The sequence below is a fragment of the Oceanicoccus sagamiensis genome (assembly GCF_002117105.1).
Classification (GTDB): domain Bacteria; phylum Pseudomonadota; class Gammaproteobacteria; order Pseudomonadales; family Dasaniaceae; genus Oceanicoccus; species Oceanicoccus sagamiensis.
On sequence record NZ_CP019343.1, the window covers coordinates 4,044,617 to 4,067,518 of the forward strand.

The 22,902-nt window shown below is 47.9% G+C and carries 25 protein-coding genes, 2 tRNA genes and 1 pseudogene; 11 read left to right on the plus strand and 17 right to left on the minus strand.

Annotated elements, in window-relative coordinates:
• Nucleotides 1–2: 2 nt before the first annotated feature.
• Nucleotides 3–773: a hypothetical protein gene (locus BST96_RS18330; protein ID WP_085760084.1), complete on the minus strand. Its 771-nt coding sequence runs from the start codon at nt 771–773 to the stop codon at nt 3–5.
• Nucleotides 774–997: 224 nt separating this feature from the next.
• Here BST96_RS18330 and BST96_RS18335 point away from each other — a divergent pair.
• Nucleotides 998–1,073: transfer RNA gene (locus tag BST96_RS18335), tRNA-Glu, on the plus strand.
• A gap of 124 nt (nt 1,074–1,197) precedes the next feature.
• Nucleotides 1,198–1,272, plus strand: a tRNA-Gly gene (locus tag BST96_RS18340).
• 62 nt (nt 1,273–1,334) lie between these two features.
• Here BST96_RS18340 and BST96_RS18345 read toward each other — a convergent pair.
• On the minus strand, nt 1,335–2,006 hold the full coding sequence (locus tag BST96_RS18345; protein ID WP_085760085.1) for a DNA-3-methyladenine glycosylase I: 672 nt from the start codon (nt 2,004–2,006) through the stop codon (nt 1,335–1,337).
• Nucleotides 2,003–2,401, minus strand: coding sequence for a peptide-methionine (R)-S-oxide reductase MsrB (msrB, locus tag BST96_RS18350; RefSeq protein ID WP_085760086.1), 399 nt, complete (start codon nt 2,399–2,401; stop codon nt 2,003–2,005). The genes BST96_RS18345 and msrB overlap by 4 nt, the downstream gene beginning before the upstream one ends.
• A gap of 173 nt (nt 2,402–2,574) precedes the next feature.
• Here msrB and BST96_RS18355 point away from each other — a divergent pair, with 173 nt between their 5' ends.
• Both BST96_RS18355 and BST96_RS18360 read left to right on the plus strand, forming a co-directional pair.
• Nucleotides 2,575–3,789 (plus strand): pyridoxal phosphate-dependent aminotransferase, encoded by a 1,215-nt coding sequence (locus tag BST96_RS18355; protein ID WP_085760087.1) that lies wholly within the window; start codon nt 2,575–2,577, stop codon nt 3,787–3,789.
• Nucleotides 3,749–4,246 carry a hypothetical protein gene (locus tag BST96_RS18360; protein ID WP_240554844.1) on the plus strand — a complete coding sequence of 166 codons (498 nt, stop codon included), beginning with the start codon at nt 3,749–3,751 and terminating at the stop codon, nt 4,244–4,246. The genes BST96_RS18355 and BST96_RS18360 overlap by 41 nt, the downstream gene beginning before the upstream one ends.
• Here BST96_RS18360 and BST96_RS18365 read toward each other — a convergent pair.
• The gene (locus BST96_RS18365; protein ID WP_085760089.1) at nt 4,243–5,151 is read right to left on the minus strand and encodes a class I SAM-dependent methyltransferase; all 909 of its coding nucleotides are present in this window, start codon (nt 5,149–5,151) and stop codon (nt 4,243–4,245) included. The two genes, BST96_RS18360 and BST96_RS18365, sit on opposite strands and share 4 nt — an antisense overlap.
• A complete protein-coding gene (locus BST96_RS18370) occupies nt 5,148–6,281 on the minus strand; it encodes an ATP-NAD kinase family protein (RefSeq protein ID WP_085760090.1) in 1,134 nt (377 codons plus the stop codon). Before BST96_RS18370 ends, BST96_RS18365 begins: the two co-directional genes overlap by 4 nt.
• A gap of 285 nt (nt 6,282–6,566) precedes the next feature.
• Between BST96_RS18370 and BST96_RS18375 the strand changes: the two genes are divergently transcribed.
• Nucleotides 6,567–6,791: a PA1571 family protein gene (locus BST96_RS18375; RefSeq protein ID WP_085760091.1), complete on the plus strand. Its 225-nt coding sequence runs from the start codon at nt 6,567–6,569 to the stop codon at nt 6,789–6,791.
• Here BST96_RS18375 and BST96_RS18380 read toward each other — a convergent pair.
• From BST96_RS18380 to BST96_RS18400, 5 genes are all read right to left on the minus strand, one after another.
• Nucleotides 6,778–7,926 (minus strand): 4-phosphoerythronate dehydrogenase, encoded by a 1,149-nt coding sequence (locus BST96_RS18380; RefSeq protein WP_169714039.1) that lies wholly within the window; start codon nt 7,924–7,926, stop codon nt 6,778–6,780. The two genes, BST96_RS18375 and BST96_RS18380, sit on opposite strands and share 14 nt — an antisense overlap.
• Nucleotides 7,927–7,928: 2 nt before the next feature.
• Entirely contained in the window at nt 7,929–8,831 is a 903-nt protein-coding gene (locus BST96_RS18385; RefSeq protein WP_085760093.1) for a 5'-3' exonuclease, read from the minus strand.
• Nucleotides 8,831–9,397 (minus strand): elongation factor P hydroxylase, encoded by a 567-nt coding sequence (locus tag BST96_RS18390; protein WP_085760594.1) that lies wholly within the window; start codon nt 9,395–9,397, stop codon nt 8,831–8,833. The genes BST96_RS18385 and BST96_RS18390 overlap by 1 nt, the downstream gene beginning before the upstream one ends.
• Nucleotides 9,390–9,887 carry a gamma-glutamylcyclotransferase family protein gene (locus BST96_RS18395; protein ID WP_206045363.1) on the minus strand — a complete coding sequence of 166 codons (498 nt, stop codon included), beginning with the start codon at nt 9,885–9,887 and terminating at the stop codon, nt 9,390–9,392. Before BST96_RS18395 ends, BST96_RS18390 begins: the two co-directional genes overlap by 8 nt.
• Nucleotides 9,888–10,148: 261 nt before the next feature.
• A complete protein-coding gene (locus BST96_RS18400) occupies nt 10,149–11,144 on the minus strand; it encodes a zinc transporter ZntB (RefSeq protein WP_085760094.1) in 996 nt (331 codons plus the stop codon).
• Nucleotides 11,145–11,475: 331 nt separating this feature from the next.
• Between BST96_RS18400 and BST96_RS18405 the strand changes: the two genes are divergently transcribed.
• Nucleotides 11,476–12,189, plus strand: coding sequence for a hypothetical protein (locus BST96_RS18405; protein ID WP_085760095.1), 714 nt, complete (start codon nt 11,476–11,478; stop codon nt 12,187–12,189).
• Nucleotides 12,190–12,192: 3 nt separating this feature from the next.
• Here the strand turns inward: BST96_RS18405 and tusA are convergent, their stop codons facing one another.
• Nucleotides 12,193–12,441, minus strand: coding sequence for a sulfurtransferase TusA (gene tusA, locus BST96_RS18410; protein WP_085760096.1), 249 nt, complete (start codon nt 12,439–12,441; stop codon nt 12,193–12,195).
• A gap of 130 nt (nt 12,442–12,571) precedes the next feature.
• Between tusA and BST96_RS18415 the strand changes: the two genes are divergently transcribed.
• On the plus strand, nt 12,572–12,991 hold the full coding sequence (locus BST96_RS18415; RefSeq protein WP_157118013.1) for a hypothetical protein: 420 nt from the start codon (nt 12,572–12,574) through the stop codon (nt 12,989–12,991).
• Here the strand turns inward: BST96_RS18415 and BST96_RS18420 are convergent.
• From BST96_RS18420 to BST96_RS18430, 3 genes are read right to left on the minus strand one after another with little or no spacing between them, the layout of a single operon-like run.
• On the minus strand, nt 12,988–13,206 hold the full coding sequence (locus BST96_RS18420; protein ID WP_085760098.1) for a YheU family protein: 219 nt from the start codon (nt 13,204–13,206) through the stop codon (nt 12,988–12,990). The two genes, BST96_RS18415 and BST96_RS18420, sit on opposite strands and share 4 nt — an antisense overlap.
• Before the next feature lie 9 nt (nt 13,207–13,215).
• Entirely contained in the window at nt 13,216–14,052 is an 837-nt protein-coding gene (gene fghA, locus BST96_RS18425) for an S-formylglutathione hydrolase (RefSeq protein WP_085760099.1), read from the minus strand.
• Between the two features lie 11 nt (nt 14,053–14,063).
• Nucleotides 14,064–15,173, minus strand: a complete 1,110-nt coding sequence (locus BST96_RS18430) for an S-(hydroxymethyl)glutathione dehydrogenase/class III alcohol dehydrogenase (protein WP_085760100.1) — start codon at nt 15,171–15,173, stop codon at nt 14,064–14,066.
• 175 nt (nt 15,174–15,348) lie between these two features.
• Here BST96_RS18430 and BST96_RS18435 point away from each other — a divergent pair, with 175 nt between their 5' ends.
• Nucleotides 15,349–15,867, plus strand: coding sequence for a glycine cleavage system transcriptional repressor (locus tag BST96_RS18435; RefSeq protein WP_157118014.1), 519 nt, complete (start codon nt 15,349–15,351; stop codon nt 15,865–15,867).
• Here the strand turns inward: BST96_RS18435 and BST96_RS18440 are convergent, their stop codons facing one another.
• From BST96_RS18440 to BST96_RS18450, 3 genes are all read right to left on the minus strand, one after another.
• Nucleotides 15,868–16,086 carry a hypothetical protein gene (locus tag BST96_RS18440; protein WP_240554845.1) on the minus strand — a complete coding sequence of 73 codons (219 nt, stop codon included), beginning with the start codon at nt 16,084–16,086 and terminating at the stop codon, nt 15,868–15,870. It abuts the gene before it with no gap.
• A gap of 96 nt (nt 16,087–16,182) precedes the next feature.
• Nucleotides 16,183–17,049, minus strand: a complete 867-nt coding sequence (gene purU / locus BST96_RS18445) for a formyltetrahydrofolate deformylase (protein ID WP_085760102.1) — start codon at nt 17,047–17,049, stop codon at nt 16,183–16,185.
• A 240-nt stretch (nt 17,050–17,289) separates the two neighbouring features.
• Nucleotides 17,290–18,366 (minus strand): AraC family transcriptional regulator, encoded by a 1,077-nt coding sequence (locus tag BST96_RS18450; protein ID WP_085760103.1) that lies wholly within the window; start codon nt 18,364–18,366, stop codon nt 17,290–17,292.
• A gap of 136 nt (nt 18,367–18,502) precedes the next feature.
• On the opposite strand from BST96_RS18450, the pseudogene BST96_RS18455 reads away from it, so the two are divergent.
• From BST96_RS18455 to BST96_RS18465, 3 genes and pseudogenes are all read left to right on the plus strand, one after another.
• Nucleotides 18,503–20,125 (plus strand): annotated as a pseudogene (locus BST96_RS18455) (phytoene desaturase family protein); the annotation flags it as partial.
• The gene (locus tag BST96_RS18460) at nt 20,118–21,662 is read left to right on the plus strand and encodes a phytoene desaturase family protein (RefSeq protein WP_085760105.1); all 1,545 of its coding nucleotides are present in this window, start codon (nt 20,118–20,120) and stop codon (nt 21,660–21,662) included. The pseudogene BST96_RS18455 and the gene BST96_RS18460, both read left to right, overlap by 8 nt.
• An 11-nt stretch (nt 21,663–21,673) precedes the next feature.
• Nucleotides 21,674–22,894 carry an aminomethyl transferase family protein gene (locus tag BST96_RS18465; protein WP_085760106.1) on the plus strand — a complete coding sequence of 407 codons (1,221 nt, stop codon included), beginning with the start codon at nt 21,674–21,676 and terminating at the stop codon, nt 22,892–22,894.
• Nucleotides 22,895–22,902 lie beyond the last annotated feature (8 nt).

The window sequence follows — 22,902 nt, forward strand, 5'->3', positions numbered from 1 at the left end:
GGTTAATCGTAAACCGCTTTTTTCTTCCAGGAATCATCAGGCTTATCCAGCTCATCCCACTCAGCAGCGGCCTCTTGCTTGCGCTCCTTGGCGGAGCTCTCAAGGCCTGTGGCCTGCTCTTCCAACTCGGCAATTCGGCTGGTTTGCTTGGCGATGCGGTCATTATAAAAACCGTCGTCATTTTCCTTGCTCATTTTTTCATTGGCCATATGCAGATAATGGATAGCCAAACGGGGCTTGCCCTGCTGCATGGCTTCCTTGATGGGCTCAACCAGCACATCGGTTGATGTCTGCACCATCAAGCGGCGTACCTGCTTGCCATAGATCATCGCTTCCTTGGCATTGATACGCTTGCTGGCTGCCAACTTGGAAATAAAGTTATAGAGGCCGCCAAGCATTTTTTGAATTTCTTTGATCTGTACCGCATCGGTTAAGGTCACGGTCTTGTCATTAGCCTTTTTGGCTTTATATTCCGCCAATCGCTGCCGAGCCCTGGCCAGACTGTCTTTGTAGCCTTTGGTGGGATTGATCTGAACCAGTTGGGAATAGACCTCTTCCAGACAGGTGCAAACCAGTACTTGCAGGTCACGACTTAAAAAACCTTCAGGGAAGCCGTCCAGCATATAGTCAAAATTGCGCGAGCGGGCCTTGAGCGCACTCTCAAGGCGGCGCTTCTCTTTGTTGTTCTTATCAATGGTTTGTATGGTAATGGCGATAGCCACAAGGATAAACAAACCTATCGCAATAGCGGCGACAATAACGGTGGTGGACATAGTGTTACTCGATAGCGTTAAGTACTGGAATTATCTCGATAATCGGCATTTTTAGCAATTACTGACTGTTGTTTATCTAGTCTAGCTGGTTTTGCTGGCTTTTTAAGCAATTCCACCATAAAAAACAGCAACTTATGGAAAAATTTAAATTTTGGGGTTGACGTTTGCAGCGAAGGTTCTTATTATGCGCGCCACTTCAACGGACACCGTCGAAGTAACCCAGCGTCCCCTTCGTCTAGAGGCCTAGGACACCGCCCTTTCACGGCGGTAACAGGGGTTCGAACCCCCTAGGGGACGCCATTTTTTACCTTTACATTAAAGGTTTAGAATTTTGGGACTATGTTTTAGGACGTTATTTTTTATAATGCCTTAGTCTCTCAAGGGTTTTAGAAGTTGGTTTTTTCATAAAGCTGGCATTCTAATTGCGGGAATAGCTCAGTGGTAGAGCTCCTCGTTGCCAACGAGGTGGTCGGGAGTTCGAGTCTCCTTTCCCGCTCCATTTTTTCTCCCTGCTCTTTTCTCCCCAAGCTTCTCCCCAAACGATATTAGTATTCGTCAGCCCTAGTAGTTAACCGTCATTGCCAGCAACTGACTGATCTGGCACAACGGTCTGCCGCTCTGCTCTGCCCAGTGGTTAAATGCCCCTTGCACCCGCTTCAGGTCTTTCTGACTGTCTGGCTTTTTATCGACAATACCCTGAGCTTTTAAGGCCACCACCAAATCTTCTGTCAGAATAAAAGTATCTTTACCCACCATGCGCAAAAAGTAAGGGCCGGAATTACCCCCTAGCTGAGCCCCTTCTTTCTTTAATAGCGTCCACAAAGCAACAATATCTTCAGCGGGCCACTGCGCCAGCCAATGACCGATACTGCCGTGCTGCTCGATTATCTCCAGCATAAAGCCAGCGTTGTAGCGTACCGACTTGATTTTTTGCCAGTGGCGAATGATCTCGGTATTGCCCATCAGGGCATCCATTTCCTCATCACTCATCATCGCCACGCGACGTGGGTTAAAGCCAAAAAAAGCCTGTTCAAAACCAGGCCATTTATTATCGACCACGGAGTGTTTTAAACCCGCTCTGAAGACTCGCCGGCAAAGCGTCGACAGATAAAAAGCATCATCCTGTGCTTTTAGCTGGCCGGCGCTGGCCGGCTTCGATAGATAGCGCTCAACCTCACGGGCACTGCCCAACCGTTCCAGAACATGCTGGTAAATCCAGTCAAAATCCTTCATTCGCCAGTTTTATTCAACCTCAGTGAGGCCGAATTAATGCAGTAACGCATACCGGTAGGCTGAGGGCCATCATTAAAGACATGCCCTAAATGGGAGCCACAGCGCTTACACATAACCTCGACTCGAACCATTCCGTGGCTAACATCTCGATCTTCCAGAATCGCCTGTTCCGATAAGGGCTGGTAAAAACTGGGCCAACCTGAGCCAGAGTCATATTTAGTGGCAGAGTCAAATAGCGGCTCGCCACAGCAGGTGCAGTTAAATTGCCCGGTGGCTTTTTCATCATTATATTTTCCGGTAAAAGCTCTTTCAGTGCCTTTTTGCCGACAAATATAAAACTCTTCCTCAGTAAGCAGCTCGCGCCACTCCTGTTCGGTTTTCTCAATCTCAGCCATTGGAATCTCCTAATCTCTGTCTAATCGACTAATTAATTGCAATCTGATCACCATAACGGGAAAACGCCATAGCATCAGAAGGTATTTTTTTCTAAAATACTCAACTATTACGAAAACCAGCCTACACTGGTTTACCACACAAAAATATACACCTAACGGCAAGGCAAATAGCGTTGAACAAACCACAATTTCAAAAGTCCACCAAGCTGGCTAATGTCTGTTATGACATCCGTGGACCTGTGTTGGTTGAAGCCAACCGACTGGAGGAAGAAGGTCACCGTATTCTTAAATTGAATATTGGCAACCCTGCCCCCTTCGGTTTTGATGCCCCTGACGAAATTATTCAGGATGTTATTCGACTTTTGCCGACAGGCCAAGGCTATTGTGAATCCAAAGGGCTGTACTCTGCGCGCAAGGCGGTGATGCAACACTATCAACAGCGCGGCCTGCTCAATGTAGACATCGACGACATATATCTGGGCAATGGTGTTAGTGAGCTTATCACCATGGCTTTGCAGGCCTTGCTGAATAATGGTGACGAAGTCTTAATCCCCGCACCGGATTATCCTTTATGGACTGCATCAACCTCGCTGGCAGGTGGCACACCGGTGCACTATTTATGTGACGAACAAGCGGACTGGTTTCCTGATATTAACGATATCAAAAGTAAAATAACCGACAAAACCAAAGCGATTGTAGTGATCAACCCCAATAACCCGACGGGTGCTGTTTATTCCAAAGACCTGTTGCAACAAATTGTCGCGCTGGCCGAGCAACATAATCTGATTATTCTGGCCGACGAAATCTATGACAAGATTCTCTACGACGAAGCGCAGCATATTCCGCTGGGCACCCTGACGGAGGATGTTCTCTGCGTCACTTTTAATGGCCTTTCCAAAGCTTATCGACTCGCTGGCTTTCGCAGCGGCTGGATGCTGCTAAGTGGCGCTAAACATCGCGCCAAGGATTATATCGAAGGGCTGGATATTCTTGCCTCCATGCGACTCTGTGCCAATGTGCCTGCTCAACACGCAATACAAACCTGCCTGGGTGGCTACCAGAGCATTAATGATTTGGTACTACCCGGCGGCCGCCTACATGAACAGCGCGATATTGCCTACGATTTATTAAACCAAATCCCCGGCGTTAGCTGCACCAAACCTAAAGGGGCTATTTATATGTTCCCCAAACTGGATCCGAAAAAATTCAACATAGATAGCGACGAGAAACTGGTACTGGACTTTTTGCTACAAGAAAAGATTTTGCTGGTGCAAGGCTCCGCCTTTAACTGGCCATCGACGGATCATCTACGGGTAGTCTTCCTGCCACGTAAAGATGATCTTACTCATGCCCTGGAACGTTTTTCCGCCTTCCTGTCGCGTTACTGAAATTATGAGTGATATTCATATAGACGATTTTTACAAAGATGTAGCACTAACCTTTCTGCGTCTTTATAACAGTTTCCCGCGTAAAACCATTCTCTATACTGAAGATATCTGCGGCGAAGACGAGCCCGATGAGTTTGGCCTGCATAGTGAGCGCTTTACAGCCGGCTTTAGCACTATGGTCTGGCTGGGCGAACAGGGCTATTTAAAATATGACGCCCCCATCAAGCAAGAGGCGCTGGATCAGGCGGTACTGACTGAGCGTGGTTTTTTATTATTATCGTCACGCTCGGCACTGAATTTTGGTGACCCGGTGATCGGCGAGACTAAAGCCAGCGATATCCCTTCCTCCGTTATGGAACAATCCAAAACCAATATCAATCAACTGCGCAAGGCGATAAAAAGTCAATCATCGATTATGATTAGTCAGGCTGTGCGCTATATGCTGGACGCTAACTAAAGCTGATAATGCAACATTTTTAGATTGCGACGGCTATCCGCCTCCGGAAAATCCTTACGTGCTTCCAAGCGCTCAACAAAGCTTGCCTCGGGGCAGGCTTCAGTAAATAAATCCAATAAAAACTGCTCATCCAATTCTGGCGCATTTAAGCAAGCTAAAATATCGCCCCCTTTGGGCATCAGTGACAATAAACGCCGCACCACTTTGATATAATCACTGGTCGCAATAAAGCTACCCTTTTGCCGTGAGGGCGGATCAATAATCACAATATCGTAAGGCCCTTTACTGATGACTTTTTTCCAGGAACGGAATAAATCATGGGAAAGAAATTGAATATCACGTTTTAAACGATCATCATGCTGGTTAAGCCGGTGATTGCTGCGCCCTACATTTAAAGCTGCACTACTCATATCCAGATTAACAACGCTATGAGCATTTTCGGCAATGGCCACTACAGAAAAAGCGCAAGTATAAGAAAATAAATTCAGTACTTTTTTACCCGTGGCTCGCTGCTTTAACCATTCCCGGCCAGGCAACATGTCGAGAAAAAAACCCACATTCTGTTTGCCGCCAAAGCTCAGCGAATAACGCAAGCCCTGCTCCAGAGCTTGTGCCTGTTGTGGAATATCACCCCATAGCGTTTCCAACGGTGCACCGCGAATATAACGCCGCTGAACTAAAACGGCATCCATGTCGGATTGAAACACCGTTAAATTATCGGTAAATGCATGCCAGTCCACCGCGTCAGGTTCTTGATACAGAGTAATCAATAATACCGGGGCAAACCAATCAACATTGATAAAACCCAAGCCCTCATAGCATTGACCTCGACCATGAAAAAACCGGCGAGCATCATTATTCTCTTCACTCAGACCCTGCTCTATGGCCGCTATAATTCTTTTCATTGACTCTCTTCTTCGCTGGCCAGACCCACAGGGTACATAATGGCATCGTGGTAACCTGTAATAATCTGGCGGTAGCCCGACAGTGACTGATCTAGTTCAGGATCATTGCTATCCACCTGCAAGGGACGCCCTTCTAACTCAGTGATCTTGGTTTTGGTGGCGACAATCATCAGATTATCGAGACCAACGGCACGAATAATCCGTGGACTGAGCTGCTGATTACCGCGCCCAATAATATGCCCCTGACCACCAATCGCAGTGATAATTACTTTCACTAACGGGTACTGCTCTACCAATGCAAATAAGGCGCTCTCATCAAGGTCGGCACCCAGTAACTCATTATTGACCACCGCATCAAAGCCCAGCAGGGTATTTTCCAGCTGCAGCTCATCCAGCACCGCCCGCGGCGTGGTGCCAGGGCCAATAATATAGAGGCAATCATCCTCCATGGACTCCACAATATCCGCCGCAATATCCTGTAACACCAAAGCTTCAACCTCTCTGCCGGAGGATTTTACCTGCTGCAAAAAACGGCCTTCTTTGGGGACTAATAGCTCACCAAAAAAACGGGAGCTAACCACACCCTGACGAAAACGCGCTTCATCAATATCCCTGACCTCGGCCAAGCCGATATCAATTAACTGGCCATTAATCAGCCGCCTAACTATTTCACCCGCTGCCTGTGGTGATACCGCATAAACCCCTGAATGCATTTTTACGCCAGCGGGAATACCTAATACTGGAAAATCACCAGCAACAGCGGCAAAAATATCTCTGGCGGTACCGTCACCACCAGCAAACAGAATCAGGTCAACCCCCTGCTGCTGTAAAACTCTGGCAGCGGCGATGGTATCCTCGGCGCTGGATGGCGTTGATGACTCACCGATAGCTTCAAATGCCAAACCGGCCGCCAGGGCAATATCGCCACCCATCTCACCGGCAAAACCATATACTGTTACCAAGTTGGGTTTATCAATAGCTTTTAATGCCTCAATAGCTCGCTGCGGCGCTCGGGGCTGTGCACCACGGCTTTTTGCCGCAGCCACAATGGCCTCGCCATCACTGCCTTTTAACGCCAATGGCCCACCAATGCCCGCCAAAGGGTTAATAATTAGCCCTAACTTAAACATCTATAAAACCTGCAATTGTAAATAAGCCCATTAAATAATGTGAAAAACGCCAGTTGTAGTGTTAAGTGGCGCACATATACTAAAGTCAGGCAGATCGCTCTTGTGCACAACAACAATAACCATAGCGCAAAATCAATGCTAAAAAATAGCGCAGCAAATAGCTCAGCAAAAAGCAATCTGTCATTAAAGTTTAACAGTATAAATATAAAAATGAGTGCAAATAACAACAACGATACAGCACACTTAGTCAGCAGTCATAAAGCCCCGGCTTTATAGGAGAGAACCATGAACAAGCAGTATGCGAACTTCGAAGACTCAGCCAGTACCTACAGCGACCCGCTGGATGCCCTATTGTTTGATGAGCAATTATTAGACGAAGACTACCACGGCGCCATTATTGATCTCGACGGCAATGAACAACCCATTACCGAAGCAATGATTCTGGCTGCCTGTGCGGCACTGGAAGAAGAAGTCGAATCTATTTACGGCGCAGAATTTAGCGGCAAATAAAGCCAAGGGCCGCAAGGCCATCTTGCACCGGCGGATCCAATGCATTGACATTGGCAATACGGTAGCGCGACAACTCCCGGCGCACGGGATAGTTTTTGCGCAACTGGTCAAACACCGCCCCACGCTCATGCTGATCAGCATGTAATAAACCGCCGCGAAAGCGCTGGTCATCCTCGGCCACATCATAACAAGCCAACACAGCCTCTCGCATAGCCGCTATAACGTCACTCTGCTCCCTAATCGTAAGGGTTAGAGCAGTATCCTCTTCAGCAACAGGAGCCTTCACGGGTTCTACCGAGAAAAATTCACAGCAGGCCTGATAAATCATCGCTGTACCGGCCAATTTTCCATCGTAGCTATAACCGGCAATATGCGGACTGCCCAAATCAACACGCTTAAGCAAGGCCATATCCGGGGTGGGCTCATTTTCCCACACATCCAATACCGTACAAATATCATCGTGTTCGTTTAATAGTGCTTGCAGCGCGCTATTGTCGATGACCGCACCACGACCGGCATTAATCAGTACCGCACCGGGCTTTAAGGCCGCCAGTCGCTGCTCATCTAACAGATGAAAGCTGGGATAAGGTTCTGCGGTAGTCAGCGGTGCATGCAGGCAGATAATATCTGCTTGTAATACCGTTTCCAGATCGGTCAGCACCGGATAACGCTGCGGGTCAATGAGCGGGTCATAGGCACTGCAAGCGATACCCAAACGGGATAAGCGCTGATAAAGACGGCTACCCACATTCCCCATGCCCACAATACCTACAGTGCCATCCGCCATTAATAATTCCAGCACGCCTTGTAAACGGCAAAAGACGCTGATCATATAATCAACAACGGAATCGGCATTACAGCCGGGAGCACTGGCCCAGCCGATCTGATGGGCGTCGAGATAATCGATATCGAGGTGGTCAGTGCCTATGGTGGCCGTGGCGACAAATCGTACAGAGGTACCGTCCAATAAGGATTGATCAACCTGGGTAACTGAACGTACCAATAAGATATCAGCATCACGCAGCTGCTGCCGGCTAAGCTTACGGCCATTAACGACCGTTACCTCTCCCAGCGAGGCAAACTGTTCCGCCACCTGCGGTATATTTTCATCGGCAACAATCGTAAAACGGCTCACACTTATTGCCCCCAATAACAATTATCCAGCTGTCGCTGAAAACGTTGACCTAAAGCATATTCATCGAGGAAGTATGCCACGGTCTGCTTTGATGGCGGCTGCCATTGCAAATTCACCCGGTCGAGCTCAGGTACCTGCTGCTCCAACCTAACCAGGGTCTGGGCCATTGCAATTTGCTCACGGTAATCGATCAATTTTTCCACCAGAGTTTTAGCACCTCGCAGACCTGAAGCGGCTACCGCGGGTAAATCATGATACATCGCATCAATACTACCGAATTGTCCTAACAGGGCCGCTGCGGTTTTTTTGCCGATACCGGGCACACCCGGAATATCATCAATACTATCGCCTAGCAATGCCAGAAAATCGGTCATCTGATAAGCTTGCACGCCATAATGGTTAATAAAATCCCCCAGGGTAATACGCTTGTCGGCGGCATAGTCCCAGAATATATCATCGCGGTGTTTAAGTATTTGGCCCAGGTCTTTGTCTCTGGAAACAATGGTGACATTCTCCCCCCGCTGCTGGGCGGCATGGGCCAGGCTGGCAATAATATCATCGGCCTCGTAACGCTCACTGGCAAAACTGGCAATACCCATAAGTTCGGTTAAGGCTTTGCAGGCCGCTAACTGGAAGGCCAGCTCTTCATCGGGCAGCACCCTGCTCGCCTTATAGCCCGGGTAAATATCATTGCGAAAACAACTACCTAAACTCTCATCATAGGCAATAGCAATCTGTTCAGGCTTTACCTGTTGCAAAAACTTGAGAATAAACTGAGTATAGCCATTTAGCGCGTTAACCGAATAACCTTCAGGACTATGCCATTCATCGGGCAGGGAAAAATAAGCGCGAAAAATATAGATTGACGCATCAATCAGGTAAATAGGCTGAGAGGAATTAGCCATTAGCCTAGTTCCACAAACTGGAAATGAGCAGTTTCAGGTATCGCTGTTTGATAGAAGTTGGCCAGAGTAGCCACCAATAATTTTGCCCGCAGGGGCAAGCCCTGCTCACAATAACGAACTGCCTGCTGGTAAACGGCCGACTTAAAAGGCTCATCATCAGTATCCACGCCATTTAAATTATCAGCACTGATACGAAAGGATTTTTGGCAGGCTTTGGACAATATCCACTCCAAGGCCTGGGGTTTGACCTCAACCTGTTCAAATTGATATTGCTGCTGTTGGTCGCGACCATCCGGCGCATACCAATACCCATAATCCAACTGTTGGCGACGCTCTTTACCGGCAATACACCAGTGGGCAATTTCATGTAAAGCGCTGGAAAAAAAACCGTGGGCAAAAACAATTTGATGATAGTCGCAGTCGGCACTGGCGGGGATATAAATCGGCTCCTGCTCACCTTTAACCAAGCGGGTATTTTCAGCTTCGGCAAATAGCCCATCAAACAAGGTGATTACGTCAGCAGCACTGTGCTCCAGTGGTAAAGACTGCACTGCGTGCTCAGACATTATAAATAAGCCCATTCATGTCGCTATCTACACGCTCTGACTCAATACAGGGCTGCGCACTCAGCCACTGATGGTAATCATCCGAATGCCAGGCTTTACCGGCCAATAAATGATTCAGGTATTGGCGCTCTGGCAATAGGTCATCCGCCAACAGTGCTTTATTGGCGACATAAACCCAGGCGTGGATAATGCCCTGTGCCGAATCCACACAAAATACCTCGCGCCCATAGCGTACCGGGTTGCCCTCAAAGGGGTCCATAATGACAATATCTTCAGGTCGCTCCAGCTGGTACAACACACCCTCAACTTTACCGTCGCGCTGATAACCCACATTGGCATAGGCCACACCCGTCTTGCCAGTAGCCCGTTTATCGAAACGTAAGCTAAACCCTTTTAAGGTACCGGCAAGCGCGTTAACCGTCGACAAGCCCCTTGCCCCCATCCGGGCCGGGTTCATATTGCTGCCGTAGGCAAAATAGTAATGGATCACGCAAGCACCTGATTTAAAAGGATAAAGTTTTGAAGCGGGAAATTGTACAGTAAAACGCCGACATTGAGAAACAAGGGGAGGAAAACGCTAAGTTGATAGCATAGGGAATCGATACATGGTGCAGTGCTATAAGGGGCAGAGATAAAAAAGGCTCGACCAGCGAGCCATAAAGTTCCTTTTTAGTACATCTCCCTCGAGTCCAATAATCATTACAAATACTTAGCCACGAGTAAATACTACTTATGGCTTAGACCAGCTCGATCATAACCACTTGCGCCAGTAAAATAGTCCCATTAATAAAACCGTTAGCCCCATACAGATAGCCGACACCAACCAAAAACCCTGCTCACTCTCTACACCCGGCATACCTCCCACATTAATACCCATCAATCCGGTAAAAAAACCCAGCGGTAAAAATACCGCAGCCACAACCGTCAAGACATAACTGCGACTGTTCAATTGTTCAGACACGCGATTAGCCAGCTCTTCCTGAGCCATACTGGCTCTTTCCTTAACCGTATCAATATCCTCAATATGACGAATCTGGCGGTCAGCAATACTGCGCAACCTGACTCGATGAAAATCATTTAACCACGTCAAAGGGGCAGCGATCAGTTGGTTTAATGCCTCACGCTGTGGTGCTAAATAACGACGTATAAGAATGGCTTTTTTACGCATGTGTAGTAGCTCACTACGAAGTTCCCGAGGCTCAGCAGAAAATAATTGCTCTTCCATATCTAACAACTCTTCTTCCAGATCATCAACCACATCGCTAATACTAGCAACGATACGGTCTACCCACTCGATTAATAGCGCGGCAATATCTTCAGCACCACTGCTTTCACTCAAGCTGCTTAATAGTGTTTCGGTGGATATCAGTGAGCGTTTTCTGGTACTGATAAGCCGCTTACCATCAGTCCATATGCGTAAAGAAACCATATCCTCGGGTTGCGCACCGGGGTTTTGGTTAACACCGCGCAAAACGATCAACAGATTATCACCGCGACTGAGAACATGGGGACGCGTTTCATCACTGATCAAACTCTCTATAGCAACTGTATTTAAACCACTGCACTGCTCAAGCCATTGCTGCACCGCGGGCTCTTCATAATCAAAATGTAACCAGAGCTTGTCTTGTTGAGTGTTTAAGTTGACCACTTCATTCTGGTCGATTTTTTTTGCCCCGCCTTTGCCATCCAATAGCAAAGCATTGACCAGACCTTTAGAGATATGCCCAGAATCATCAATCACTGTCATCGTGTTAAACCCTGTAGTTTATAGAACTAAACAGATCTATTATTATCATTAAAAGGTAGCACTAATAGTGGGCACAGCCTAATTATTACCCGGTGTAACAACAACGGTACAAGCCAAGCGATTGATTTAAAAGGGAGTTGCGAATAAACCAGCACAGCAAAACTACGTCACCCATAAGTAAAATAATCAGTAGCACTCTGCGTTTAAATGACTATAATCAAGTTATAGCTAATGTGACTTAATACGAAACAAACAATAATTTTAACGTATTCGCAGTGCTGGCAGTTTTCACTGCGGTTATTTTCATCAGTTGTTAGATGGAGGTACACTTATGAGCACGTTGACCCCGCAGAACGGCGCAGGCCGCGACAGCAACAATGTTGTCGATCTATTCTCTAAAAAAACCTTTACCGCCTTGCAGGACGAACGAATTATTCGACTATCCCCGGAGCATGATGGTATGTCTATGCTCTATTCGAATAGCACCTCCGGCCCGGAAAAGCTCTATGCGATGAAAATATTATGCTGGGGCCTCCGAGAGAATGGCGAGGTAGTGGGTATGGTACCCTGGCTGAATAAAGTGGTGCCCTGTGATGAGTTAACCAATGAGCAGCATGGCCAGTACGAAGGCTATTATGATATTGGGGCTGAGCTGGTTTTTTCTGAGCCTCCCGCCTATAAAGTTCTGGAACTTCAAAATGCGGCCAATTATTTTGAATTCGAGCAGGCAGCTGGTACGGATATTATTCAGGAGATCCCCGATACGATTGGCACTCATGCCATGCTTAATGCCGAAGATAGCGGCAGCATCATTCTAACGGAAGTACTGAGTTGGAGGCTGCTCTATAACGGTGTAATTGAAGGCATGCTAATCAATGAAGAACAGGTCAGCTCAACCCCCGTACTACCGGGTGACAGCTGTTTATATCCGGCGAATGAGAATCCGGACTTTCGCTATTTCTTTCAGCACCATATTGCCAACCAGATAAAAGCCGAAGACCCGGAGGCTTTGGCGGCTATCAGCCTGTTATTTGAAGAGTCCTAACACTTAGGTCGAGGCGGTCGCGGCTTTTTCTATATAGTAAAAATACTTTTTATCACGTTCCTGTCTATCCACTAATTTATGGCCAAGAAAGGCACAGAATTTAGGAACATCCCGCTCGGTAGATGGGTCGGTAGCAATTAGCTCGATCATATCGCCAACCGCTATATCCCGTATTTTATTATGTAGCATCATCACCGGCTCAGGGCATAATAAGCCGCTGGTATCCAGGGTGGAGGCATCAGGAAAATCCATGCTTTACTCGATCAGACAAAAAGAAATTATACCCTATTGTCCGTCTTTCATATTATTTAGCAAGGGGATGCTGCTACAATTAACCTAACAGCAGTATCGAAATCCGTCTTGAATGTTGTTGGAGGGCGCCTTGGACAAACAAGCACCACCATTTAGCGAGTCTTTACCCATAGACCCGCTGGTTATCTCGGCTAATTATTTTAGTCTGGACTGCCTTGAATTTTCATTTCACTGCCTGCGGGAAGAATATCCCTCACTCGCCTTAGCCGTACAAAATCTACTGGTAGAAAGCCGCCTTCAACACGAAAATAACAGCCGGGAAAAATTGATTGAACTGGAGCTGGATGTACAGACCGTTAGTGATATTGTCACTGCACTGTCTGAAGTGGCCGAACATGCCGCGCTAACCGAAGGACATAGCAAAGAAGAGATGATTGCTATTCACCAAACGCTATTGGACTGGCTACTCTATGCGCAAAGTTTTTTGGATACAATTAACCCATTGGCTATGGGCATAGAGGGGAATCAAGGCGAAGAAGGGTTAAACTAGTCCTTAGTTAACAGAGTGCAACTTTCAGATACCGGGTCATAAGCAATCACCACCCTGCCATCATCCAATTGCCGCTGTATCTGCATCACCTTTTGCTCGAGTGAATAATCCTGCAAGCCGTAATCGGTACCTTCACGAGTAATAAACTCCTCGATCACGGCTTGCAAAACCTCCTGACTTAATTGCTCAGGTGGGATTTCAATATAATCATCCACAGCTGCGACTTAAAGCTGCTTAAGAGCATCCGCATGATGCTTGATATGGTCACCGATAAAACTGCTAATAAAATAATAGCTATGATCATAACCCGGCTGCATTCTCAGGGTTAATGGATGCCCCCGATCTTTGCAAGCGGCCTCTAATAATTCCGGCTTTAACTGCTCCACCAGAAAATCATCGGCACTACCCTGGTCAACCAATAGCGGCAACTGCTGCTCGGTTTTAGCAATTAATTCGCAGGCATCATAGTCACTCCAGCTTTCACGGTCATCACCCAAATAATTAGCCAGAGCTTTTTCTCCCCATGGGCACTGCATAGGCGCACAGATCGGTGAAAAGGCGGATACTGATTGATAGTTATCAGGGTTTTTCAACGCAATGGTTAGCGCGCCATGGCCACCCATAGAGTGTCCAAAAATACCGCAGCGACTGGAATCAATCGCTGGCATGGCATTAATCAAGGCGGGTAACTCAGTCACGATATAATCATACATATTGTAATGTTTGGCCCAGGGCTGCTGTGTTGCTGTCAGGTAAAAACCTGCACCCTGAGCAAAATCCCAAGCCTCATCATCGGCCACATCATCACCACGAGGACTGGTATCAGGCGCAACAATCGCCACGCCGTGTTCAGCCGCATAGCGCTGAGCGCCCGCCTTGGTTACAAAGTTCTGGTCATTACAGGTTAGCCCCGACAACCAGTACAATACGGGCACAGCTCCCTGCTCTGCCTGCGGTGGCAAGTAGACAGAAAATACCATCTCACAACCTAACACTTCAGATTGGTGTTGATAGCGTTTCTGCCAACCGCCAGATATTTTATTGCTTGCTATTTCTTCCACGTCACTACTCCTTAAAAAATAACGACGGAACGAATACTTTCACCGGAGTGCATTAGGTCAAAGGCTTTATTAATATCTTCAAGGCCCATGGTATGAGTAACCATTTCATCGACTTTAATATCACCTTGCATATATTGCTCAACATAACCCGGCAATTGTGAACGGCCTTTCACACCACCAAAAGCACTACCGCGCCAGACGCGACCAGTAACTAACTGGAATGGACGAGTTGTAATTTCCTGACCAGCACCGGCTACACCGATAATGGTTGATTCACCCCAACCCTTATGACAGCACTCTAAAGCTGAACGCATGGTTTCGGTTCTGCCAATGGCTTCAAAGGAATAATCCACGCCGCCATCGGTTAAATCAACAATCACGTCCTGAATCGGCGCATCGTAGTTTTTCGGGTTAATACAATCAGTAGCACCCAACAACTTGGCCATTTCAAATTTATCTTCGTTAATATCTACCGCGATAATACGGCTGGCCTTGGCTAATACCGCACCCTGTAAAACACTTAAACCAACACCGCCCAAACCAAAGACTGCCACGGTAGAACCTGGCTCAACTTTGGCGGTATGCAGCACTGCACCGATACCGGTAGTAATACCACAGCCTAACAAACATACTTTATCCAGCGGGGCCGCTTTATTAATTTTGGCCACGGCAATTTCAGGCATAACGGTATATTCAGAAAAGGTTGAGGTACCCATAAAGTGATGCAATTGCTTGCCACCTAAAGAAAAGCGAGAAGTACCATCGGGCATTAAGCCCTGGCCTTGAGTCACACGGATAGCCTGACAAAGATTGGTTTTACCGGACAGGCAGAACTTACACTGGCCACACTCTGGGGTATACAGTGGAATAACATGATCACCCACGGCCACGGAGGTTACTCCCTCACCAATTTCCTCAACAACACCACCGCCTTCGTGGCCAAGTATAGAGGGGAAAATACCTTCGGGATCATCGCCGCTTAAGGTAAATGCATCGGTATGGCAAACGCCAGTGGCTACGACGCGAATAAGCACTTCACCAGCCTTAGGGCCCTGTACATCGACTTCTTCAATGGAGAGTGGTTTACCGGCTTCCCAGGCAACTGCTGCGCGTGATTTCATAATGTTATTCCTGCAGATTGGATTGATTGTTATGGTGAGTTCTATAGCTGGCGGTGATTTTCGGCCTTTGCAGGCAGATATGCAACACCATTAACGCTACTTTACGCGTCTGGCCATTAATCGGACTATACTAAAAGTTATTGTTTGATTATGACTGGCTAGCGGAGATTATTCAGTGAGCACATCCATTGTTTTTACATTTATTGGCAACGACAAACCGGGCTTGGTAGAGAAGCTCTCTCATACCGTTTCAGAACACGGCGGTAACTGGCTGGAAAGCCGTATGAGCCAATTGGCCGGTCATTTTGCCGGGATTGCCCGTATCCAAATCAGTAATGATAAAGCCGATGCTCTGCGCGCAGCCCTGACTGCGCTTGCCGGCGATGACCTCTCGGTCAACCTTGAAGATAACCCGGTGACTACAGATAGCAGCGCTTATAAAACCATCAAGCTCAGCCTGCTGGGCAATGACCGCCCCGGTATTGTTAAAGAGCTTTCTGGTGCCATGGCTGCCTTACAGATTAATGTCTGTGAAATGAACACCAATGTCAGCAGCGCCCCAATGTCAGCGGAGCCACTATTTTCTGCCTCAGCGGAGATTCAGGTACCCACCTCACTGGATATCAATGCGTTAAACGACAGGCTGGACGATATTGCCAATGAACTGGATGTGGATATCAATTTGGAGGACTAGCTAGCGATCCAGCCAGCGCCGGATAGCAATCCGCAGGGCAGTAAATGCCAAGGCGGCCAGGATCATTAAAACAACCCCCAACAGGCTAACCGCCAAAAACTGCAGCATTAGCCTGGCTTCTACATCAAAGATAAAGATGGCTGAGCCGACAAAAGTCAGGGTCGCAAATAACGCCAGGAATATAGTGCGAAAGGAGCGATTTTTATAGAGTTTCAGCAAGGGATAAACTCAACAGCTTATTTAAACTACCTTAGGTCGGGCGGCCATCATAGCCAAAATAAGCGACGCTGAGAAGTCTGCCGCCGCCAGGCACTATTAATCAAAAACCACCGTTTTATTACCCAGCACAATCACGCGATCTTCAAGGTGGTTACGCAGCGCTCTGGATAGAACGCTTTTTTCTACATCTTTACCCAAACGCACTAGCTCATCTTTGCCATGCCGGTGATTAACCCGCACGACATCTTGCTCAATAATGGGGCCTTCATCCAAATCCTGGGTCACATAGTGACTGGTCGCACCAATTAATTTAACCCCTCTCTCAAAGGCTTTTTGATAAGGATTGGCACCAATAAACGAAGGCAAAAAGCTATGATGGATATTGATCAAACGACCGGCGTAACGGTCACATAATGAGGGCGGGATAATTTGCATATAACGAGCCAATACAATGGTATCCGCATCGTGCCGTTGAATAATTTCTTCCATTTTGGCAAAGGCAGGTGCCTTGTCATTTTTATCCACCGGTACATAGTGAAAAGGAATGCCGTGCCACTCAACCATGCTACGCAAATTTTCATGATTGGACACCACACAGGGAATGTCACAATCGAGTTCGCCACTATGCCAGCGATGCAATAAATCCGCCAGACAATGGGAGGCATGGCTGGCTAGCAATACCACCTTCTGCTTGACCTCTGAGTCACGGATATACCATTTCATTTGATAGTCGCTGGCGATAGACGCAAAGCGCTCACGAAATGTAGCAAGATCACAATTGAGGGTTTGCGCATTGATAACGCAGCGAATAAAAAACCAACCTTTATCGATATCTGTATGGTTATTGGCCTCCATTAAAGAGCCACCCTGCTCGGCAATAAACTGGGTCACTTTAGCCACAATGCCAACCTGATCAGGACAAGAAATCACCAGGCGATAGGTCGATACGGATAGATCATTCATAAAACTTCTCAACAATATTTAATGGTTAAAATGTGATAAAAAATCCATTATATAAGCATATTACTGCCCCAAGGCCAGCCTCTCTGTTACAGCTTTTGGACCCGCAGGCTTTGCCATCATCTTTATAGTGTGGTTTATTTTTTCAAAGATAGCCAGTGTTGAAAAATACCAGCCACGCTACTTTGAGTATCTTATTAGCCTTCTAACCCACACCCTAAGACGGCGCACTATAACCTAAAATTATTGAAACTTGCTACGCCAAACAGTGGGAGCAACACCTGACCAACGTTTAAAAGCCACTCGAAAACTGCGCACGTCTGCATAACCTAAAGAGGATCCGATCGCCTCAACGGTTAGGTGGGTGGAGGATAAATAACGCTTTGCTTCGCTAAAGCGCACCTCGTCTAAAATCGCTTGATAGGACAGGCCCAAGTCCTTTAAATGACGCCGGAGGGTTCGGGAGGATTGGTGAAATTTTTCCGCCACCTGCTCCAGTGTTGGTACCCCGTTGTCCCACTCAGTAATAATCGCTTTAACCGCGGCAACCAGACCACGGTCTTCCGTTAAGGTGGACATAGTCTCCCGGCACAGATCTTTTAGCAGTTCAGCATATTCAGGCTGCGCATGGGGTAAACGTCTGTCCAACAGCGATTTTGAAACCAGCAAGGCATTGCGGCCCGCAGCAAAGGTTATTGGGCATTGGAAAAAAACGCTATAACCCTCTTTTCCCTTAGCCCTTAAGGGATGTGCCATATCAATGGCCGCAAATAAGACCGGCTCACCCACTAGCTCATTAAAAATAGTTTGCAGGGACGCCATGGTACTTTCCACTTCCATTTCATTGGTCACGGTATCAGCGGGAGTAGGAAATATCGACAGGCAAAGACAGGATTCACCGGCCACTGTCTCACGGCTTAATTTACTGTGTGAGGCCCAGCTGACTAGCGGCGCAAACTCTACCAGTAATTGCAAAGCCTCCCTCACCGTTGCCGCCCCCATCATGGCATAGCCGAGAATACCGTAGTTGGGCAAGCCCAGTCGCGCACCTGTGCGCAAGGCCAGTAAGGGGTCGTTATTCAGATGGGAAATATTGGTGTAGAGCGCCAGCTCCTGTTCCAGCGTTAAGCGGTGTGCGGGGTTATCCAGCTCCCGTGCAGCTACCCCGCTACCCTGGATAATATCCGTCAGGGCAACAGCTTGCTGCTCCACCAGATTGCGGATCATTAACTGGATTTCATAGCTATGCAGAAGCTGCTTATGGGGCTGGGCCCGACCAAGGTTCTTGCCAAGGGTCCGGCTTATTGTTTTAGGGGGCATATTAGGCCTTACTTATGTCCTATATTATTCCCTTATTGTCCACTATCCACCCTGCCGAATCCACCCCGTAATCTCTATTCTTGCAAACTGTGCTTTACTTTAAGTTGCCCCTTCAACGACAAAGGCCTATGCCCAAGCTATGAAGAACAAAAAATACGATGCCATTGTGATTGGTGCCGGCCATAACGGCCTCACCAGCGCAGCCTATTTGGCGAAATCAGGACTAGACGTTCTGGTGGTGGAGAAAAACGATTATATCGGCGGCGCAGCGGTTAGCCGTGAACTCCATGACGGCTGGCTCTACTCAAACTGTTCCTATGTTTGCAGCCTGCTCCGGCAATCCATTCATCGCGACCTTGACCTGACCCGCCACGGCTTGATGATCGTGCCCTACTCAGGCACCACCAACTTTTCTTTGGACGGCAACTACATTGCCGAGTATGGCGACCACGCCATGCAGTATCGGGAAGTGCTACGCCACTCTCGCCGTGATGCCGACGCCCTGCACCGCTACGAAGCGGACCTGATGCGCTTCGCTAAACTGATTCGTCACTTTCTGTTGCGCACGCCGGCCGACCCGACCTCCTTTAAGCCCCGCGATATTGGCGAAATGATTTTTATGGCGAAAAAATTTGCCGGCATGGGGGAAGAACAGGTTTATGAATTTATTCGTTTTATGACCATGAGTGCGGGTGACTTTCTGGATGAATATTTTGAAAATGATTTGGTTAAAGCCCTGTTTTCTACCAGTAGTATTATCGGTACCGCGCTTGGGGTTTACTCCCCCGGCACCGCCTATGTTTTACTGCACCATGTGATGGGGGATGTTGATGGCGCTGTTGGTGCATGGGGTTTGGCCCGCGGTGGTATGGGCGCTATCTCTAACGCCATAGCCGGCGCGCTAAAAGAACATGGCGGTGAAATTCTTACCAACGCACCGGTACAGCAGATTATTGTTAAAAACGGCAGCACCAAAGGCGTTGCCTTAGAAAACGGTGATGAGATTTACGCGGATATTGTGGTGTCCAATCTGGACCCAAAGCGCACCTTCACCAAAATTATGGATAAGAACGATATCCCGGCGGATCTGCATAAAAAAGCCGAGAACTTTAAAATTCGCGGTTCCTCCGGCAAGGTCAATATCGCCCTGACCGGCAAACCGGATTTCCCCAGCCTGCCCGAGGGCCATATGTTGCGCAACGGCTCCTTTCAGTTTCTTGATTCCATGGAGCGTATGGAAAAAGCCTACGACGACTGGAAGCATGGACGCTGGTCTAGTGACCCCTTTATTGAAATGACCCAGTCTTCCGTCTGGGACCCCACTCTGGCTTCACCGGGACATTATTTTGTCTCTTGCTTTATTCAATACTGCCCGGCGGATGTTGAAGGTGGTTGGACACCGGAAAAACGCGATGCTTTTGGTAAAACAGTGATTGATCAAATCTGTAATTACTCACCCAACTTCCGCGACTTAATCGCCCATATGGAAATCCGAACTCCCTTTGAAATTGAAAATGAAATTGGCCTGACCGAAGGGAATATTTTCCAGGGCGAATTAACCATTGACCAATTAATGTTTAACCGCCCTTTCCCCGGCTATTCACAATACCGTGGCCCAGTCAAAGGGATGTATATGTGCGGCTCTGGTACTCACCCCGGTGGCGGTGTGTCATCAGCCTGCGGAGCCAACTCGGCACGGGAAATTCTGATGGACTTAAAACGACCCAATATTGTGCCGGAGGATGACGTTGATGAATAATAAATATTACGATGCCATTATTATTGGCGGCGGCCATAACGGCTTAAGCTGCGCAGCGTATCTGGCCAAAGCGGGCAAATCGGTATTGGTACTGGAAGCCGCCGAACAGCTGGGCGGTCTGGGTGCTACCCGTGAATTTGCACCGGGTTTTAAAGCCTCAGTTGCCCACACCCTGCCACAACTTACCAACAGTCTGGTCGATGAACTGGAACTGCGCAAGCATGGTTTTCAGCTGGCCTCATCGGATCTGGATACCATTGCCTTATCACCAGAGGGCAAGCATATTACGGTTTCCCATGGCCACCTCAAAGGTGCATCCGCTGAAGATACTGCGGCCTACGATCAGTACTTGCAGCTAATGCAAAAATTTTCCGATGCCATTAATACCTTCTGGCATAAAACCCCACCCATGGTGGGCAGCGGTCATTTAAAAGACCTGAGCACTGTGGGTTTGTTTGGCTGGAAACTTAGAACACTGGGCAAAGATGATATGCGTGAAATGATGCGTATGATCGCCCTGCCAGCCCAGGATTTAATGGATGAGTATTTTGCCAGCCCACTATTAAAAGCCGCCCTTAGCTGGGACGCCAACGTCGGCAGCAAACTGGCGCCACGCTCGCCTAACAATGCGGTTCTGGCCTTATTATTTCGTATGAGTGGCGACTTTAGTGGCAGCCTGCCTTTACCCAAAGGCGGTGTCGGTGGTTTAGTTGAAGCGATGGCAAAATCAGCAAGCAGCTTTGGCGCTGAGATTAAAACCGGTAGCCCGGTAGCCACAGTGATTGTGGAAGAACATCGCGCCACTGGCGTCACCCTGGAAAATGGTGAAACCTTTAGCGCCAATACGATTATTTCCAATGCCGACCCTAAAACCAGCTTCTTTAAATTGGTCGGTGCCCGTTATTTTGATGTGCAGTTTACCCACCGTATTAATCGTTTACGCAATGATGGCTTTGTTGCCAAAGTTCATCTCGCACTGGATGGCTTACCCAACTTTAAGGGTTTGGATTCGCCCACTGGCCGAATGATGATAGCCCCTTCGATGCAATCGATTGAAAATGCCTTTGATCAAGCCAAATACGGTAGTTTTGCAGAAGAGCTCCCGATGGAAGTATTGATACCCAGTTTACACGATGACAGTCTGGCTGCTGCTGGCAAGCATGTGCTATCAGCACAGGTGCAATATGCACCTTACGCCATCAAAGGTGGCTGGCAGCAACATCGCGAGCAATTCTTAGAGAATGTTATCGCCACACTCGAAAAATACGCACCGGATATTCGCAGCAAGATCACTGCCAGCGAGCTATTAACGCCGGAAGATTTAGAACAACAATTCCGTGTTAGCGGCGGCCATTGGCACCACGCTGAATTTGCCCTCGATAACTGGTGGATGAACCGCCCGACCTATGGCGCATCACAATATAAAACACCCCTGCCGGGCTTTTATTTATGTGGTGCCGGCGCCCACCCTGGTGGTGGCATTATGGGGGCGGCGGGTGCCAATGCCGCCAAAGCCATCCTCGATAACAAACAGTGAGGCAGCAGACCATGGACCTGACCGTCAAGTTAAAAAACGCCGACGATATCGATCATATTGCTACCGGTGTACAACCTACGCCGTTTCATTCGCGCACGTCAAAGCTGAATATGAATCAACAATGGGTTGAGTGGTGTGGCTATGCCACTGCCGTCTCTTATATGGATGCCCATATAGAATATTTCGCTACCCGAAATACCTGTGCTGTATTTGATATGTCACCGATGCGCAAATATCGTTTTAAAGGGCCCGATGCCGAAGCGATGTTAGACCGTATGGTAACGCGCGATGTCAGCAAACAGGCTTTAAATACGGTTGCCTATAATGTCTGGTGTACCGATGCGGGCCGCGTGGTCGACGATGGCACCCTATTCCGTTTAGCGGATGATGAATTTATTGTCTGCTGTGCCGACCCTTGTTATGACTGGTTTCAATTAGCGGCGGTGGGTTTTGATGCCATTGAGATTACTGATATCAGTGAAGACCTTGCCTCACTGGCACTGCAAGGGCCCACCTCCTGCGCGCTGCTAAAACAGATGGGCTTTAGCGGTATTGAAAACTGCAAACCCTTTGAGATTGTAAAATTCCCCTACCTGTCCGGAGAAATGATGATTTCACGGACCGGCTTTACCGGTGACCTTGGTTATGAGTTGTGGATTGACCCCAAGGATGCTGAAGCATTGTGGGATGAGTTATTTGATAAAGGTTATAACTATGGCATACAACCCTTAGGGGATGAGTCACTGGATATGGCCAGACTGGAAGCGGGCTTTATCAGCCCTGATGTGGAATTTCACGGCGCGCTACATACGGTTGAACCCGGCCATGACCACTCCCCCTTTGAGCTGGGTTTGGGCTGGATAGTAAACTTTAAAAAAGCACACTTTACTGGCCGGGCTGCCTTGCTGGCAGAAAAAGAATCCGGCAATTATCGCCGTCTGGTTAAATTAGATATCGAAGGTAATAAGCCCGCTGAAAGCAGTATTCTTTATAGTGGCAAAAACTGTAAACAGGAAATTGGTTACGTCACTTCCGCTATGTGGTCACCGGTGGTTAAGGCGAATATTGCCTACGGCCTGATTGATGCAAAATATATCGACAGTGAGATTTGGGCTGAAATCTACCACCAAAAAGAATTGCGCTGGTACCGTAAAGTCGCCAAATGTACCAAGGTGAAGAAACCGTTTTGGGCACCAGAGCGAGCCAAAGCCACACCACCACCGGACTGTTAGTAAGCTCA